General features: G+C 66.6%; 16 protein-coding genes. 1 reads left to right on the top strand and 15 read right to left on the bottom strand.

Annotated elements, in window-relative coordinates:
- Positions 1-25: 25 nt before the first annotated feature.
- The 14 genes from surE to CYD53_RS07495 all read right to left on the bottom strand — a co-directional run bounded on the left by surE (position 26) and on the right by CYD53_RS07495 (position 15,165).
- Complete coding sequence (gene surE, locus CYD53_RS07560; protein ID WP_103717457.1) at positions 26-787, bottom strand: 5'/3'-nucleotidase SurE; 762 nt, start codon at positions 785-787, stop codon at positions 26-28.
- 222 nt (positions 788-1,009) lie between these two features.
- Positions 1,010-2,311, bottom strand: coding sequence for a serine--tRNA ligase (serS, locus tag CYD53_RS07555; protein ID WP_103717456.1), 1,302 nt, complete (start codon positions 2,309-2,311; stop codon positions 1,010-1,012).
- Positions 2,312-2,587: 276 nt separating this feature from the next.
- Positions 2,588-2,857, bottom strand: coding sequence for a GIY-YIG nuclease family protein (locus tag CYD53_RS07550; protein WP_245928128.1), 270 nt, complete (start codon positions 2,855-2,857; stop codon positions 2,588-2,590).
- Positions 2,858-3,025: 168 nt separating this feature from the next.
- Positions 3,026-3,841, bottom strand: a complete 816-nt coding sequence (gene tatC / locus CYD53_RS07545) for a twin-arginine translocase subunit TatC (RefSeq protein WP_103717454.1) — start codon at positions 3,839-3,841, stop codon at positions 3,026-3,028.
- A complete protein-coding gene (gene tatB / locus CYD53_RS30495) occupies positions 3,838-4,371 on the bottom strand; it encodes a Sec-independent protein translocase protein TatB (RefSeq protein ID WP_210202299.1) in 534 nt (177 codons plus the stop codon). The genes tatC and tatB overlap by 4 nt, the downstream gene beginning before the upstream one ends.
- A 48-nt stretch (positions 4,372-4,419) precedes the next feature.
- Positions 4,420-4,665 carry a twin-arginine translocase TatA/TatE family subunit gene (locus CYD53_RS07535; protein WP_069691983.1) on the bottom strand — a complete coding sequence of 82 codons (246 nt, stop codon included), beginning with the start codon at positions 4,663-4,665 and terminating at the stop codon, positions 4,420-4,422.
- Between the two features lie 65 nt (positions 4,666-4,730).
- Positions 4,731-5,843 carry an ABC transporter ATP-binding protein gene (locus tag CYD53_RS07530; protein WP_245928127.1) on the bottom strand — a complete coding sequence of 371 codons (1,113 nt, stop codon included), beginning with the start codon at positions 5,841-5,843 and terminating at the stop codon, positions 4,731-4,733.
- Between the two features lie 271 nt (positions 5,844-6,114).
- Positions 6,115-6,822, bottom strand: a complete 708-nt coding sequence (gene scpB / locus CYD53_RS07525; protein WP_103717453.1) for an SMC-Scp complex subunit ScpB — start codon at positions 6,820-6,822, stop codon at positions 6,115-6,117.
- 7 nt (positions 6,823-6,829) lie between these two features.
- On the bottom strand, positions 6,830-7,642 hold the full coding sequence (locus CYD53_RS07520) for a segregation and condensation protein A (RefSeq protein WP_103717452.1): 813 nt from the start codon (positions 7,640-7,642) through the stop codon (positions 6,830-6,832).
- Positions 7,643-7,836: 194 nt separating this feature from the next.
- A complete protein-coding gene (gene nagZ / locus CYD53_RS07515) occupies positions 7,837-8,847 on the bottom strand; it encodes a beta-N-acetylhexosaminidase (RefSeq protein ID WP_103717451.1) in 1,011 nt (336 codons plus the stop codon).
- A 144-nt stretch (positions 8,848-8,991) separates the two neighbouring features.
- Positions 8,992-10,089, bottom strand: coding sequence for a TRAP transporter substrate-binding protein (locus tag CYD53_RS07510; protein ID WP_103717450.1), 1,098 nt, complete (start codon positions 10,087-10,089; stop codon positions 8,992-8,994).
- Positions 10,090-10,356: 267 nt separating this feature from the next.
- Positions 10,357-12,024, bottom strand: a complete 1,668-nt coding sequence (locus CYD53_RS07505; RefSeq protein WP_103717449.1) for an SPOR domain-containing protein — start codon at positions 12,022-12,024, stop codon at positions 10,357-10,359.
- A 96-nt stretch (positions 12,025-12,120) separates the two neighbouring features.
- Positions 12,121-13,887 (bottom strand): arginine--tRNA ligase, encoded by a 1,767-nt coding sequence (gene argS / locus CYD53_RS07500; protein WP_103717563.1) that lies wholly within the window; start codon positions 13,885-13,887, stop codon positions 12,121-12,123.
- 48 nt (positions 13,888-13,935) lie between these two features.
- A complete protein-coding gene (locus CYD53_RS07495; RefSeq protein ID WP_103717448.1) occupies positions 13,936-15,165 on the bottom strand; it encodes a deoxyguanosinetriphosphate triphosphohydrolase in 1,230 nt (409 codons plus the stop codon).
- 98 nt (positions 15,166-15,263) lie between these two features.
- Between CYD53_RS07495 and CYD53_RS07490 the strand changes: the two genes are divergently transcribed.
- The gene (locus tag CYD53_RS07490) at positions 15,264-15,614 is read left to right on the top strand and encodes a HesB/IscA family protein (RefSeq protein WP_092177659.1); all 351 of its coding nucleotides are present in this window, start codon (positions 15,264-15,266) and stop codon (positions 15,612-15,614) included.
- A 120-nt stretch (positions 15,615-15,734) separates the two neighbouring features.
- Here CYD53_RS07490 and CYD53_RS07485 read toward each other — a convergent pair whose 3' ends face one another.
- Positions 15,735-16,553, bottom strand: a complete 819-nt coding sequence (locus CYD53_RS07485) for an HPP family protein (protein WP_245928126.1) — start codon at positions 16,551-16,553, stop codon at positions 15,735-15,737.
- Positions 16,554-16,577: the final 24 nt, after the last annotated feature.

The raw sequence follows: 16,577 nt of genomic DNA, 5'->3' as shown, positions 1-16,577 counted from the left end.
GGCTGAGAACATCATGCCAAGAGGCTCAAGCGAACACCTGCGCGAAGCGCGTCAGCGTCGGCTCATGGGTCAGGTCGAGCTCCAGCGGCGTCACCGAGATCTTCTTCTCGAACAGCGCGCGCAGATCGGTGCCGTTGGCGGGCTCGGATTTGCTGCGCTGGAAGGCGATCCAGAAATACGGGTTGCCGCGCCCGTCCTGGCGCGGCTCCAGCTTCATCAATTCCTGGTCGCGCCGGCCCTGCACCGTGACCGCGACACCGGCGACCTCGCTCGGGGGGACATTCGGGAAGTTGAGGTTGAACAGCACATCCTTCGGAATGCCCTCGTCCAGCAGGCGCCGGACGATGCCGGGCGCATGGTGCTTGGCGCAGTCCCAATGAATCTGGTCACGCCCGGCCGGCCCATAGGCCTGGCTGACGGCGATCGAGGGAATGCCGAGCAGCGTGCCCTCCATCGCGGCCGCGATCGTGCCGGAATAGGTCACGTCCTCGGCAACGTTCTGGCCGCGATTGACGCCGGACAGCACGAGATCGGGCCGGTGGTCGATCATGATCGAGCGCGCCGCCATGATGACGCAGTCGGTCGGCGTGCCGGCGACCGCGTAGCGGCGCTTGTCGATCTGGCGCAGGCGCAGCGGATTGCTGAGCGACAGCGAATGCGCCACGCCCGACTGGTCGGTCTCGGGCGCGACGACCCAGACATCGTCGGAGAGCTGGGCGGCGATCGCCTCCAGCACGGCCAGCCCCTCGGCATGGATGCCGTCATCATTGGTGACGAGAATGCGCATGGGTCAGGCTTTCGGCAAACGGGGAAGCAAAAGGCGCGGGAAGCGCGGGGAACCCCTCTCCTGTAAGGAGAGGGGCAGGGGCGAGGTGTCGGCCGCTTGACACTGTGGCTGCGAGCCAACGGCGGCTATCTCGCAGGTTGCTGGTCGAGGGGCCGACCCCTCACCCTGCCCTCTCCCTACGGGAGAGGGTTCCCCGCGCCTTATTTCCCGAACGAGGTGCACTTACGCCTTCTCGATCCGCGTCACGCCGCGCATATAGGGCAGCAGCGCTTCGGGCACCGTGATCGAACCGTCGGCGTTCTGGTAGTTCTCCATCACTGCAATCAGCGCCCGGCCAACCGCCGTGCCCGAGCCATTCAGCGTGTGGACGAAGCGCGGCGCGCCGCCCTCGCCCGCACGGTAGCGCGCATTCATCCGCCGCGCCTGGAAATCGCCGCAGACCGAGCAGGACGAGATCTCGCGATAGGTCTTCTGTCCCGGCAGCCAGACCTCGATGTCGTAAGTCTTCTGCGAGGCAAAGCCCATGTCGCCCGTGCACAGCGTCATCACGCGATAATGCAGATCGAGCTTCTTCAGCACGGCCTCGGCGCAGGCCAGCATGCGCTCATGCTCCTCGCGCGACTTTTCGGGCGTGGTGATCGAAACCAGTTCGACCTTCTCGAACTGGTGCTGGCGCAGCATGCCGCGGGTATCGCGCCCGGCCGAGCCGGCCTCAGACCGGAAACAGGGCGTCAGCGCGGTATAGCGGCGCGGCAGCTCTTCCTCGGAGAGGATCGATTCGCGCACGAGGTTGGTGAGCGGGACTTCAGCTGTGGGGATGAGCCAGTGATCCTCGCCCGCCCTGAACTGATCCTCACGAAACTTCGGCAACTGCGCCGTACCGAACATCGCATCGTCCCGCACCATCAACGGCGGATTGACCTCGGTGTAGCCGTGCTGCTCCGTATGCATGTCGAGCATGAACTGCCCGATCGCCCGGTTGAGCCGCGCAAGCCGCTGATTCAGCACGACGAAACGCGAGCCGGAGAGCTTGGCGGCCGTCTCGAAATCCATCTGGCCGAGCGCCTCGCCGAGCTCGTAATGCTCCTTGACCTGGTTGAAGCCGAAGAGCCGCCTGCCGGCTTTCTCGGGCGCATCGCCATGCACCGACTTCACGACATTGCCGTGTTCATCGGCGCCCTCGGGCACGTCGTCATGGGGCAGGTTCGGGATCGCGGCAAGCTGCTCGTTCAGCGCCTCGACCGCCGCCTTTTCTTCGGCCTCCAGCGCCGGCTGCAATTCCTTCAGCGCTGCGACCTCGACCTTCAGGCTGTCGGCGAGCGCGACATCCTTGGCGCCCATCGCCTTGCCGATCTCCTTGGAGAGGGCGTTGCGGCGTTCCTGCGAGCCTTGCGCCTTGGCGATGGCCGAGCGCCGGGTATCGTCGAGTGCGAGCAGCGACGACGACAAAGGCTCGAGCCCCCGCCGCTTCAAGCCGGTATCGAACGCCTCGGCGTTCTCGCGAATCCATTTGATATCGTACATCGGTCTCAGGCCATGCCGTCGCTGCGGAATGCAGCGAGACATGCTCTAGACCGGGATGGCGAGCGATGGAACTGCCATCGTCGCCCGGCCCCCTTCAACATCCACTCACCGTCATTCCGGACAAGCGGCGAAGCCGCGCAGCTCCGGAATCCATCGAAGGGCTCACCGGGCGCAAATTGGCGGCGCGATGCAGCAAGGCAACCAGTTTGCCCTCCGATGGATTCCGGCGCTCCGCTTCGCTGCAGCCAGAATGACGCGGCGGGTTTGGAAAGAGCCTCAATCCAGATGGATCCTGTCGGAGAGATCGCGCCAGGTCGGATTGGCCGCTTCGATGAGCGCAACCTTGCGCTCGCGATGCCATTTCTTCATTCGCTTCTCTTGTGCGATCGCCTCGTCGGCACGGTCGTACCGTTCTGCATAGACCAGATGGCTCACGCCATATTGGCGAGCGAATTCTGAGCCTCGGCCTTCGCGATGTTCAGCGATCCGCCGGCTGAGGCTGTTGGTCACGCCGACATAGAGCGTGCCGTTCCAGCCGCTGGCCATGATGTAGACCCACACCGCTCCCATCTCCGCGTCGTCATTCCCGGCGCATCAAAGCGGCCGCCCGGAATCCATCGTAGCGCTTTCACTCTATGATGGATTCCGGAGCTGCGCGGCTTCGCCGCTTGTCCGGAATGACGGTGGAGGATCGGCAAGCGAGACAGCAGAGGATCAGTCCGCGGCGGCGTCCTCCGCAGCCTTCCTGGCTGCCCGCTTCTTCTCGACATAGCGCACCGAGAACACCGAGAGCTCGTAGAGCAGCAGCATCGGCACGGCGAGCATCAGCTGCGAGATCACGTCCGGCGGCGTCAGCACCGCGGCGATGACAAAGACGAAGACGATGGCGTAGCGGCGCTTGTCCTTCAGGAACTGCGAATCGATGATCCCCGCCTGCCCGAGCAGCGTCAGCACCACCGGCAATTGGAAGGCGACGCCGAAGGCGAAGATCAGCGTCATGATCAGCGAGAGATATTCGCTGACCTTGGGCAGAAGCGCGATGCCGGCCTGGGTCTCGGTCGCGGCCTGCTGCATGCCGAGCGAGAACTTCATCAGCACCGGCATGGCGAAGAAGAAGACCAGTGCGGCGCCAAGCGTGAAGAATATCGGCGTCGCCACGAGATAGGGCGCGAACGCCGCCTTCTCATTCTTATAGAGGCCCGGCGCGACGAATTTGTAGACCTGCGTCGCGATCACCGGGAAGGCGAAGAAGCCGGCTCCGAATGCCGCCACCTTGATATGGGTGAAGAGCAGCTCGAGCGGGCCTGTGTAGATGAGCTGCGCGTTCGCGGTGCTACCGGCCGCCCATACATATGGCTGCACCAGGATGTTGTAGATCTGCGTCGAGACCGCAAAGCAGATGAAGAACATCAGCAGGAAGGCGATCAGCGACTTGATCAGCCGGGCCCTGAGCTCGATGAGATGGTCGATCAGCGGCGCGCGCGAGGCCTCGATCTCGTCCTCGCCCTCCTTCGCATTGACGACGCTCATGCTGCGCTCCCGTCTTCGGGTTCGCTGACCTTGGCCTTGCGCTTGCGCGGGGCGGCCTTGGCAGGCTCGTCCGCCAGCGCCACTGCCGCGACCTCGGGCTCCGCCTTGGGCGCACGCTTGCGCTTGGGCTTCTCTTCGGTCGCAGCGTCCGCGATCGGCGCGGGCGCGATCTCGACGGGCGGCAAGGGCTCGGGCGCCGGAAGCGCCGCGAGCTTGGCCTCGGCTTCCTTGATCTGCGCGTCATCGAGGCCCGTCGAGACCGGCTCGCCGGGCATCTCTATGGGCTTGTAGTCGGAGTTCATGGCTGACGACACCGAGCCGCCGACATCCTCGACCTGCTTCTTCAGGTCGTGGAGTTCGGCCTCGCGCATCGCGTCATTGAACTGGCCCTGGAACTCGCTGGCCATGCGGCGCACCTTGCCGACCACCTGGCCGACAGTGCGCATGGCTTTGGGCAGATCCTTGGGGCCGATCACGACGAGCGCAACCGCCCCGATCAGCATCAATTCGCTCCAGGCGATGTCGAACATCGATGGCTCGTCCTCTCAACCGCTCGCCTTGAGGCAAGCGGCGCGCCATCAGGCCTTGTGCTCGGCCTTGGCCGCAGCGGGATTGCTCGTGGTCGCCTGGTCGATGACCCGGGGATCGGCCGGAGTTGCACTCGGCGGCGGCGTGGCCGGCTCGTCATCGTCGGCCATGCCCTTCTTGAAGGACTTGATGCCCTTGGCAACGTCGCCCATCAGCTCGGAAACCTTGCCGCGCCCGAACAGCAGCATCACGATGACGCCGACGACGATCCAGTGCCAGATACTGACGCCACCCATGGCGAACTCCTCCGAATTACAGTGCGGCCGGGCGTTGAGCCTCGGCCAACTTCTTGTGGCGGAACCTATGTGTCCCCCGCAGGGAACACAAGAACTTCATCCGTGGGAATATCGATGCCGACATCGTCGCCCTCGCGAACGCTCCCGGTGAGCGACACCCGCGCGAGCAGCGGCCGGTCGAAGCCCGAGACCGCGAGCAGGACGTGGTCGACCTCGCCGAGGAAGCGCCGCGTCACGACACGGCCAGGCAGGCAGAACCCCTCCGGCATCAATCGGATCGCTTGCGGCCGGATGCAGACCACGGCCTGCGCGCCTTCGCCAAGCTCGCCCGCCGGAAACCGTCCCACCGGCGTATCCACCGCGCCACGCAGGACACGGCCTTCTATCTCGGTAAAATCGCAGAAGAATCGGGCGGCAAAGAGGCTGTTGGGCTGACGGTAAAGCTGTTCGCCCGTGCCGATCTGGACGATCCTGCCCGCGCGCATCAGCACGATGCGGTCGGCCATGCGCATCGCATCCTCTGGATCATGCGTCACGATGATCGAGGTCGCGCCGGTTTCCTTGAGCAGTGCCGCCGTCTCGTCGCGCACCACATCGCGCAGGCGCCGGTCGAGATTGGAGAAGGGTTCGTCCATCAAGAGCACGCCGGGGCGCGGCGCTATGGCGCGGGCCAGCGCGACGCGCTGCTGCTCGCCGCCCGACAACATATGTGGATAAGCCTCGCTGAGATCGGCAAGACCGACGCGGGCGATGGCGCGCAGCGCGGTCGCCTCGGCGGATGCCTCGTCATAGCCGCGCAGGCCGAAGCGAACATTCTCGCGCACGCTCAGATGCGGGAACAGCGCATAGTCCTGGAAGACCAGCCCGACGCCGCGCTGCTCCGGCTCGACGAAGCCTTGCGGCGAGGACACATCGCTGCCCTCCAGCAGCACGCGCCCGGAGCTCGGCCGCTCGACGCCGGCTGCAAGCCTGAGCAGCGTCGTCTTGCCGCAGCCCGACTGGCCAAGCAGGGCCACGACCTCGCCGGGCTCGATGGACAGGCTGACCTCGCTCAAAGCCGTCACATCGCCGAAGCGCTGCGTCACCCGGTCGAATCCAAGCGCCATCGGGATCGCGGCGCCGGCCGTCCCTCGCCTGCCCCAGCTCAGCCAGCGCGCCTTGGTCTCATTCGACGCCAAAATCCGTTCCAGTTCATTCAGGAACCACACCCGTCATCCCGGACAGGCGGCGAAGCCGCGCCGATCCGGGGTCCATCGTAGAGCGTCATTCTCGGGCTTGCTCCGAGAATCTCATGACCAGAGTGCTCTGGTTTCCGAGATGGTCGGGTCAAGCCCGACCATGACGTGCTTCGGATCCCGGATCTCCGCGGGGTTCATCCTTGGGCCGATCGAAGATCAGACCCGAGGGCTGCGTCCGGGATGACGGGCGGGTGTGGTGATCGCCTGCAGTTTACTCATCCGCCGTGTGCGGCGGCCCTTCGCCGTCGTCAAGCGGCGTGAAGAGGTCGCCGAGCGGATCCTCGTCGGCGCGCAGATCCGGATCATCATCGGGAATCGGCACGGTGAGGTCCTTGGTCAGCCGCCCCTCGATGAAGCCCGAGCCCTTGAGCTCTTCGAGGCCGGGCAGGTCGTCGATGCGGTCGAGGCCGAAATGGTCGAGGAAACCCGGCGTCGTGCCATAGGTCACCGGCCGCCCGGGCGAGCGCCGGCGGCCACGCAGGCGCACCCAGCCTGCCTCCAGCAGGATGTCGAGCGTGCCCTTGGCGGTGGCGACGCCGCGAATCTCCTCGATCTCGGCCCGCGTCACCGGCTGGTGATAGGCGATGATCGAGAGCACCTCGAGCGCCGCCCGCGACAACTTGCGCGGCGGCTCGGCCTCGGCCGCCAGCAGATAGCCGAGATCGGGCGCGGTGCGGAAGGCGAAGCCGCCCGCGACCAGGCGCAGATTCACCCCGCGCGGCGCGTAGAGATCGATAAGATGCTCCAGCACCTGCGCGACATCGACGCCGGCCGGCACCGAGCGCGCCAGTTCCTCGGCGCTCAACGGCATGGCCGAGGCGAAGAGCAGCGCCTCGACAATGCGCGTCGCCAGGGCCAGCACTTCGGCCTCGCCGCCATCATCCTCCTCGTCGAAATGCTCGGTCATCGCCACCGTCATCGCCCGCTCACAACGGCAAGGTCGGCGGCCGTGCCGAGCGGCGGCGCAGATAGAGCGGCGCGAAGGCCTCGTCCTGGCGCAGATCGAGCGCGCCCTCCTTCACCATTTCCAGCATCGCCGACAGCGCCGAGGCCCTGACCGTCGCCGTCATCTCGCGCGCCGGCAGGCCATGCGAGGTCATGTAGCGCGCGAGATAAGGGTCGATCGCGGTCCAATCGCCCGCCTCGCCGACGAGACGCTGCAAGGCCTCGCGCGCCTCGACCAGCGACCAGACGATGCGGTGGCCGACGGAGATATGGCCCTGGACGCGCCTCTGGCGCTGCTGCGCATAGGCCGCGAGCAGATCGTAGAGCTCGGCTTCCCAGACCGGGCGCGCGCCCGCCACGATCGCCTCGGGCGCACCGCGCGCAAAAACATCCTGCCCCAGCCGTTCGCGCGAGGCGAGCCGGCGCGACGCCTCGCGGATCGCTTCCAGCCGGCGCAGGCGCAAGGCGAGCGCGGTGGCAAGGTCGGCCGCGCTCGGCTCCTCGCCCTTGGGCGGCTCGGGCAGCAGCAGGCGGGATTTGAGATAGGCCAGCCAGGCCGCCATCACGAGATAATCGGCCGCCAGTTCGAGCCTGAGCGCCCGCGCCTGCTCGACGAAGGCGAGATATTGCTCGGCCAGGGCCAGGATCGAGATGCGGTGCAGATCGACCTTCTGGCGCCGCGCCAGATCGAGCAGCAGGTCGAGCGGACCTTCATAGCCGTCGACATCGACGAGGAGCGCGGGCTCGTCCTCGCGGCGCGGGCCGTCATCCTCGAATGGCAGTTGCGCCGCCATAGCCGGCCGCCCCCTCTTTGATGGCGCCTGCCCACTCGCAGCCCTCATCCTGGGGAGCCGCGAAGCGGCGTCTCGAAGGATGCTTCAGCGCGCTCTGGAGCATCCGTCAAAACGCAGACGTCCGTCCGCTCTTCAGGATGAGGGCTACGGTGCCGGACAGGCCCCACCCCCACGAAGGCCGCAGGTTCGGCTGTTCAGGCGCTCAAGGCAAGCGCGCTTGCAAGCTGCGCCCTCGCTTCATTCACATCCAGAGGCTCGGGCTCGTGCCGGATGCGGGCGAGCGCCATGGCAGCGCGGCGGCCGCGCGCGCCTGTCATCTCCGGCACGGCGCCGGCGATCGCCACCATCTCCGCCATGATGCCGTGGCAATGCAGCACGACATCGACACCGGCGCGGATCGCCGCCCTGGCCTTCCCGGCGAAATCGCCCGCGAGCGCCTTCATCGAAATATCGTCGGTCATGATCAGACCGTCGAAGCCGAGTTCGCCGCGCATGATCTCGCGAACGATCGTCTTCGACACCGTCGCCGGATGCTTCGGGTCCAGCGCGGAGAAGACGACATGGGCCGTCATTGCCATCGGCATGTCGGCGAGATGCCGGAAGGGGCGGAAATCGCTCGCCCGCAACTCCGCCAGCGAGGCCTCGACCACCGGCAGGTCGTGATGACTGTCGGCCCTGGCGCGGCCATGGCCGGGCATGTGCTTGATCACCGGCAGCACGCCGCCCGCGATCAGCCCCTCGGCCGCCGCCCGGCCGAGCCGCGCGATCATGTCGGGTTCATGCGCATAGGCGCGGTTGCCGATGACGTCGTGGCTGCCGGCGACGGGAACGTCGAGCACCGGCAGGCAATCGACATCGATGCCGACGGATTTCAGGTCATGCGCCATCAGCCGCGCCGAAAGCCGTACGATTTCGCGCTGTCGCACGGGATCATTGATACCCAGGAACGCCCGTGCCGGCGGATAGGCCGGCCAATGCGGCGGCCCCATGCGCTGGACCCGCCCGCCCTCCTGGTCGATCAGGATCGGCGCGTGCCAGCCGACGGTCTCGCGCATCTGCGCCGTCAGGGCCGCGACCTGCTCAGGCGATTGCGTGTTGCGCTTGAACAGGATGAAGCCCCAGGGCCGCGCCTCCCTGAAGAAGGCGCGCTCGTCCTGGGTCAGGCTCGTGCCGAGGCAGCCGGCGATGAAGGCGCGTGAGGTCATGTGACTGGGGTAGGAACAGGCGCGGGCGCGGTCAAGCGCACCCGTCCTTGCGAGGAGCGCAAGCGACGAAGCAACCCAGAGGGACTTGGTGCAAACACACCCGGATTGCTTCGCTACGCACGCAATGACGGCCTGCAGGCCTTCTCAGCGCATCTGTGCCGACATCTGAGCGTTGAAGGCGTCGAAAGGCAGCTCGGCGATCCGGAACCAGAGCTGCTCCTTCTTCCAATAGGGCAGGAACGAATCATAGAAGGTCTTGAAGGCCGGGTTGCTCGCGGCGAGCTCGCCATAAAGCGCGAAGGCCTCCTTGAACGCCGCCTGCATCACCTCCTGCGGGAAGGGGCGCAATTCGGCTCCGGCGGCCGCCAGCCGCAACAAGGCGTCGGGATTGCCATGATCGTATTTGGCCACGCACAGGGCGTTGGCTTCCGAGCATGCGGCCTCGAGCGCGGCCTTGTAGGCCGGCGGCAGCTCGTTCCACTTGTCGAGGTTGGCGACGAAGCTGACATTGGCGCAGCCCTCCCAGAACCCCGGATAGTAGTAGTATTTCGCCACGCGCTGGAAACCGAGCTTTTCGTCGTCGAGCGGGCCGGAAAACTCGACAGCGTCGAGCGTGCCGCGCTCCAGAGCCGGATAGATGTCGCCGCCGGCGATCTGCTGCGGCACGACGCCGAGCCGCGCCATGATGCGCCCGCCGAGGCCCGCAATGCGGAACTTCAGCCCCTTCAGGTCTTCGAGCGTCTTGATCTCCTTGCGGAACCAGCCGCCCATCTGGGCGCCGGTGTTGCCCGACGGGATCGTGTAGCAGTTATAGCCCTTCATGAAGGCGCGGCACAGTTCGAGCCCACCGCCCTGGTAGAGCCAGGCGTTCTGCTGGCGCGTATTGAAGCCGAAGGGCAGCGAGGTCTCGAAGGCGAAGGCCGGGTCCTTGCCGATATAAAAGCTCGACAGCGTATGGCTGCACTCGACCGTGCCGTTCTGGACGGCGTCGAGCGCCTGCAGACCAGGCACGATCTCGCCGGGTGCGAAGACCTGGATCTGGAACTGGTTGTCGGTGAGCTCGCCGACGCGCTTGGCGACCTGCGTGCTGAGGCCATAGAGCGTGTCCAGGCTCTTGGGATAGCTCGAGGTTAGGCGCCAGCTGACCTTGGGCTGCGTCTGGGCGATGGAGGGTGCGGCGATGGCTGTGCCGCCGACGGCAGCGCCCGTGCCTGCCGCCTTGACGAATGTACGACGATCCATGGGTTTCCTCGGTTTCTTGTGTCTCTGGGAATTCTTGTCTCGCGCCCTGCCCTCGCCCTGACCGGGACTCGCTCCAGCCAGGACATGCGCAAGCTGGGCGGCGACGCTACCCGCACTGGGCCCGCGCTTGAACCCCAACCATGCGGTAGCGTCATGCGCCGCAGGCCGAACGGAAAAGCCGCCGGCAGCGACTGGGCGCTGCCGGCGGCCTTTTTATCGTAGGTCAGGCGCTATGCGACAGCTGACGCCTGCTCAGCTCTGGCTCGCTCAATTCTTGGCGATGAAGCACTGGCCGCCGGCCGTCTGCAGCTGCGTGCACACGGCCGTGGCGTCGTCGCGCGAATAAGGGCCGACGCGCAGGCGGTAGACGGTCTTGCCGCCGGCGAGTTCGGTCTTGCGCACGATCGGCGCCTGGCCGCCCAACTGATTGGGATATTTGCGTTGCAGCGCCGAGAAGGTGGCGCGCGCTTCCGCCTCGCTGCCGGGCGCGCCGAGCTGCACCGCGAAATCGCCAGTGCCGGCGCGGATCGCGGCCGTAGCCGGAGCGGCATTCGTCGTAGCCGGAGCGGCGCTGGCGACGCGCAGAGGCGGCGTGGTCGCGGGCGCAGGCGTCGCGACGCGCTCCTGCACTTTGGCGGCCTCGGGCGTCGTGGCAGGACGCGGGCGCGGCAAGCTGTTGGCCGCCGTCGCGTTCGGATTGCTCGCGGCAGGCGCGGTGAGCTTGGCGGGAGCCGAACCCGTGACCGACGGCGATACAGCGTTGACATTGCCGTTGCCGCTCGCGCCCGGAGGCGGCGCGGGCGTGCCGTCGGGCCGGATCGCGACGGTGCGCACGCGGCGCGGCTCGCCCAGACCCGGAACGGCGGGTCCCGGCATCAGGGCGGGCTCCGCCGGCATCGCACTGCGCTCGGGCACGGCGGGAGCGTTCGCCAGCGGGTTGGTCGTGCCGGAGGTGTCAGTACCGCCGGTGACCACGGAGGAACCGGGGCCAGGCAGAACGACACGCGCCGGCATGGTCCGCGCGGCCTGCTGGACGTCGACCGGCTGCTCCTCGCGGCTGACCACCTGGGTCTGGGTCGAGGGAGCCTGTCCGACCTTTTCGTAGATCTGCTTGTTCTGGTTTGGAATCTCGGTGCCGCCGGGATTGGTCGGCTCGACCTTGGTCGGGCCGCGATCGGCGTTGATCACCAGCGGCGATCCGTCCTTGTTGGCCACGCCCGACGAACGGAAGAACGACGCGCCGGCAACGCCGACGATGCCGACGACGGCGACGGAGGCCAGCAGCCACATGCCCTTGCGCGAACGGCGCGGCTCGAGATCGGGCGCATCGTCCTCCGCCATCATCGGCTGGTCGGCCGGCTCGGACATGGCCGGCTGGCTGTAGCCGCCGGACTGCTCATAGGCATAGGAATAGCCGCCGGCCTCCTGATCGAGGTCGCGCGGCGCATCGGCCACGCCTTGCACCGAAGCGGGTCGCTGATAGCTCTGCGGCTCCGGCAGGTGGAAGCCATGCTCCTCGGGCTCGTCATAATGCGCGTCGGGGGCGGGCGCGGGTGCCGGGCTCGTAGCCGGTCGAGCAACGTCGGTGCGCCGCAGCAGCGCCTCGAACTCGTCGAGCGCGCCGCGCAGCTCTGCCGGCGGCGCGGAGCTCTCCGGCTTCGGCGGAACCGGAGCGGGCGCGAAGGAGGGCTCCTGCCGCGGCGGCTGCCAGGACTGCGCCGGCTGTTGCCAGGACTGTACCGGCTGCGGCACTGCTGCCGGCTGACCACGATGGGCGAAGATATCCTTCAGCGGATCGTCCTGCCCGACGATGCGCGTCAGTTCCGCGAGCGGATCCGAGGCTTGGCCCGGCTTGGGGGCCTGGGCCGCGCCGCGAAGCTGACGCTCGAGATCTTCGAGGTCGAGGGCGAAACGGTTTCTAGCTGGCTCACTCATGGCATGATCCATTCCAGCGCGGGCCGAGGCGACGAATGGAACGCCGAACCTCGCGCGCGGTCAAATTGACCTTGTGCGCGCTGCCGGAAGGTTCCGTCAGCGCATCTCTTCCGGCGCCGCTACACCCGCGACTGCCAGACCGGAAGCAAGAACGCTGCGCACCGCATGCACGAACGCCAATCTCGCTTCCGTCGACTTTCGATCAGTTTGATTAACGAACCGTAATTGCGGCGAGTCTTTGCCCTTGTTCCAAAGCGAGTGGAAGGCGCTCGCCAACTCATGCACGAAAAAGGCCACCCGATGCGGCTCATGCGCCAGGGCTGCACCCTCGATCATCCTGGGATAGGCCGCGATCATCTTGACGATGCCGATCTCGGCCTCGTCGGTGAGCATGGCGAGATCCGCTTGAGCCAGCTTGACGGGCGACAGATCGAGATCGGGAAAGGCCTCCCGCGCCTGCCGGAAGATCGAGGCGCAGCGCGCATGCGCGTACTGGACATAGAAGACGGGGTTGTCCTTCGACTGCTCGACGACCTTGGCGAGATCGAAGTCGAGCGTCGCGTCGTTCTTGCGGAAGATCATCATGAAGCGCACCGCGTCGCGGCCGACCTCGTCGATCACCTCGCGCAGCGTGACGAAATCGCCCGAGCGCTTCGACATGCGCACCTGCTCGCCATTGCGCAGCAGCCGGACGAGCTGGCAGAGCTTGACGTCGAGCGCCCCTGCCCCGCCGGTCACCGCCTTCACAGCCGCCTGCATGCGCTTGACGTAGCCGCCATGGTCGGCGCCCCAGACGTCGATCATCTCGGTGAAGCCACGCGTGAACTTGGAGCGGTGATAGGCGATGTCGTTGGCGAAATAGGTGTAGCTGCCATCCGACTTCAAGATCGGCCGGTCGACATCGTCGCCGAACCGGGTGGCGCGGAACAGCGTCTGCTCGCGATCCTCCCAGTCCTCGTCCTTCTGGCCCTTGGGCGGCGGCAGGCGGCCCTCATAGATCAGGTCGCGGGCGCGCAGGTCCGCGATCGTCTCGGCCACCGCGTCGAGATTGCCGTCGACCTTCTGCAGCGAGCGCTCGGAGAAGAAGACGTCGTGGACGACGCCGAGCGCCGCAAGATCGTCGCGGATCATCGCCATCATGCCGTCGATCGCGACCGCGCGGACGAGCGGCAGCCACTCGGATTCGGGCTTTGCCAGCAAGGCGTCGCCATGCGCCTGGGCCAGCGTCTGCCCGACGGAGACGAGATAGTCGCCGGGATACAAGCCCTCGGGGATCTCGCCGATCGTCTCGCCCAGCGCCTCGCGATAGCGCAGGAAGGCGGAGCGGGCGAGCACGTCGACCTGCGCGCCGGCATCGTTGATGTAATATTCCCGCGCCACGTTGTGACCGGCGAAAGCCAGCACATTGGCGAGCGAATCGCCGAAGACAGCGCCGCGGCCATGGCCGACATGCATCGGCCCGGTCGGATTGGCCGAGACATATTCGACATTGATCTTCGGCTCGGGCTTGAATGCGCCCCGGCCGTAATCGAGCCCGGCCTCGACCGCGCTCTTCAGGATCGCGGTGAAGATCGCCGGCTGCAGCGTCAGGTTGATGAAGCCCGGCCCGGCGATCTCGGTCTTGACGATCGTCTCATCGCTGGCGAGTTCCTCGCAGATCAGTTGCGCCAGCGCACGCGGATTGGTGCCCGCCTCCTTGGCCAGCACCATCGCGGCATTGGTCGCGAGGTCGCCATGGGCGGCATCCTTGGTCGGCTCGACCACGACCCGGCGGAGATCGAGCCCGGCGGGAAGCGCACCACGCTCGGACAAGCGCGCCAGCGCGGCGTTGACGCGGGCGGAATAGGTCTCGAACAGGTTCATCGCGGTCATTCTTGGCGGTGGTTCGTGCTGGCAGGGAAGCGCCCGGCCCTATCGCAGCGAGGGGGTGGCGTCAAACAGGCGGCGGTGTTCGTCGAGCGCGTACCAGTCGGTCATGCCGGCGATATAGTCCGAAATCCGCCGCGCCCGGCGCTGCGGATCGAGCGCATCGCAGCCCTCGCCCCACTCCGCCGGCATCGCGCCGGGCTCGGCCAGGAAGCGCGAGAACAGGTCGCGCACCACATCGGCCGCCCTGCGCCGGATCTCGGCGATGCGCGGATGGCGATACATATTGGGGTAGAGGAAGGCCTTGATCTCGCTGTCGGCCGTCGTGATCGCCCCGGAGAAGGCAATCACGGGCGCGCCCGCCCGGCGGACCGCATCGGCGTCCTGCGGCTGCAGCGCCGCGATCCGGGTCTGCGACTCCGCGATCACATCCTCGACGAAGCGGGTGATGACGCGCCGGACGAGCTCATTGGTGGCGCGCGGCTTGGCGAGACCGGGATGCAGCCGCTCGATCTCGTCGAGCAATTCCGCCAGGAACGGCAGCTTGCGCAAATCGGCAAGCTCGAACAGCCCGGCACGCAAACCGTCGTCGAGATCATGGGCGTTGTAGGCGATGTCGTCGGCGAGCGCGGCAGCCTGCGCCTCCGCCGAGGCATGGCTGTCGAGCCAGAGATCCTGCACTGACTGGTATTCGAGGATCGCGGCGGGAATGCCGGTATCCGCATAGCGCGCGGTCGGCTGGCCATCGGCATCGAGCAGCGGGCCATTATGCTTGACCAGCCCCTCCAGCGTCTCCCAGCTCAGGTTCAGCCCGTCGAAGCCGGCATAGCGATGCTCCAGGCGGGTGACGATTCGCAGCGTCTGGGCATTGTGGTCGAAGCCGCCGAAGTCTTTCATGCATTCATCGAGCGCATCCTCGCCGGTATGACCGAAAGGCGTGTGGCCGAGATCATGCGCCAGCGCCAGCGCCTCGGCGAGATCCTCATCGAGCCCCAGCGCCCGGGCGAGCGCACGCGCGATCTGCGCCACCTCGATCGTATGCGTCAGTCGCGTGCGGTAATGGTCTCCCTCATGCGAAACAAAGACTTGCGTCTTGTGCTTGAGGCGCCGGAAGGCCGTGGAATGGATGATGCGGTCGCGGTCGCGCTGGAACTGGCTGCGCGTCGGCGAGCTCGGCTCATCGACCAGGCGACCGCGACTCAGGCTCGAGCGGCAGGCATAAACCGCCCGCCAGCGGTCGCCGGGTTCGGGTTCGAGGCTCTGTTGATGCGGCATGGCGGACCCGTCATCGCCCCCTGCTTGTAGAGGCGCGTGCCCGCAATTACCTTTGTGGGCAACCCGGGTGCAAGGAGCATCTGCCCAAGGAGCTCGCCATGTCGACCGATATCGAGGTCAATCCGCGCGGCGTCGCCGTCACCGGCAAGGCCGCGAGCCGCATTCTCTCCGTGATGGAAAAGGAGCCGCCCGGCTCGATGCTGCGCGTCAGCGTCGCCGGCGGCGGCTGTTCCGGCTTCCAGTACATCTTCGACGTCGACCGGGAAAAAGCGCCGGGTGACCTCGTGATCGAGCGCGATGGCGCAACCGTGCTGATCGACGAGACCTCGCTCGATCTGCTCGAAGGCTGCACGATCGATTTTGTCGACGACCTGGTGGGTCAGTCGTTCCGCATCACCAACCCGAACGCGACCAGCTCCTGCGGCTGCGGGACGTCGTTTGCGGTCTGAGGGATTCCGGGGCTTCGCCCTCGGGTCCGCTCATGGTCGGCCCCCGCGGATTGACCCCGCGAAGAACCCGGAACCGATAGCCGCCATCGACGCAGAACGAAGCTGCGTCGGAGGCCGCGTTCAGGAATTGCTCGCCTGACGGCGCGCCGCATTGGCCTCGGCCAATTGCAGCAGCCGGTCGAGATCGTTGCGCGCAATGTCGAACGAATCGCCCATTTGCGTCAGCGCCTCGTCGATATCCTCTGGATTGAAGGCGGCCGCCCCTTCCGAGAGAGCAGCCACTTTGGCCGCCGCAGCACGATGCGGGTAGGATCGGCGCGACAGCGCGTGGAACGCCATTCCCAGCATAACCAGGCACAGCGAATTCACCCCGATCGGCACCAGCGGAAACAGCACGCCCCATTTCGCGGCAATGGGGCCGCCGAGCGCAGCGGTCAATGCGACCGCGCCGCCGGGCGGATGAAGCGAGCGCGTCACTGACATGACTGCGATCGCCAGCGCAACGGCGCAGGCCGCCGCGATGGTGATGTCGGGAATAGCCCAGGCGACGCCGAGACCGACGAAGGCCGAGATGACGTTTCCGCCAACGACCGGCCAGGGCTGTGCCAGAGGGCTCGCTGGAACCGCGAAGATCAGCACCGCCGACGCGCCGATCGGCGCGACCACCAATGGCGAGTGAACCGGGAAGGCAAAGCCCGTCGCAGCCGTCAGCGCTACCGCGATGAAGGCGCCCGCACAGGCAATCGAGCGTTCCGAGATCGTCGCGCCGGCAAGAATGGGATCGAACAGCTTCACAGGCCGGCGCCAGCACTCATTGATGAAGCCTGCTTCTACAATGAGCATTATGCACAATTCAACGGCAAATAAGATCAATCCACAGATCAACATGTGAATTATCTGAAAGCCAAGAAGGAGCGCTGCCCGGCCGGCGCCGCCCATTGCGACTCGACAAAAAAGGGCGCC

The sequence above is a fragment of the Allobosea psychrotolerans genome (assembly GCF_002917105.1).
GTDB classification, from domain to species: domain Bacteria; phylum Pseudomonadota; class Alphaproteobacteria; order Rhizobiales; family Beijerinckiaceae; genus Allobosea; species Allobosea psychrotolerans.
Note: the sequence above shows the minus strand (reverse complement) of the source record. Positions and strands in the feature narration are given on the sequence as shown.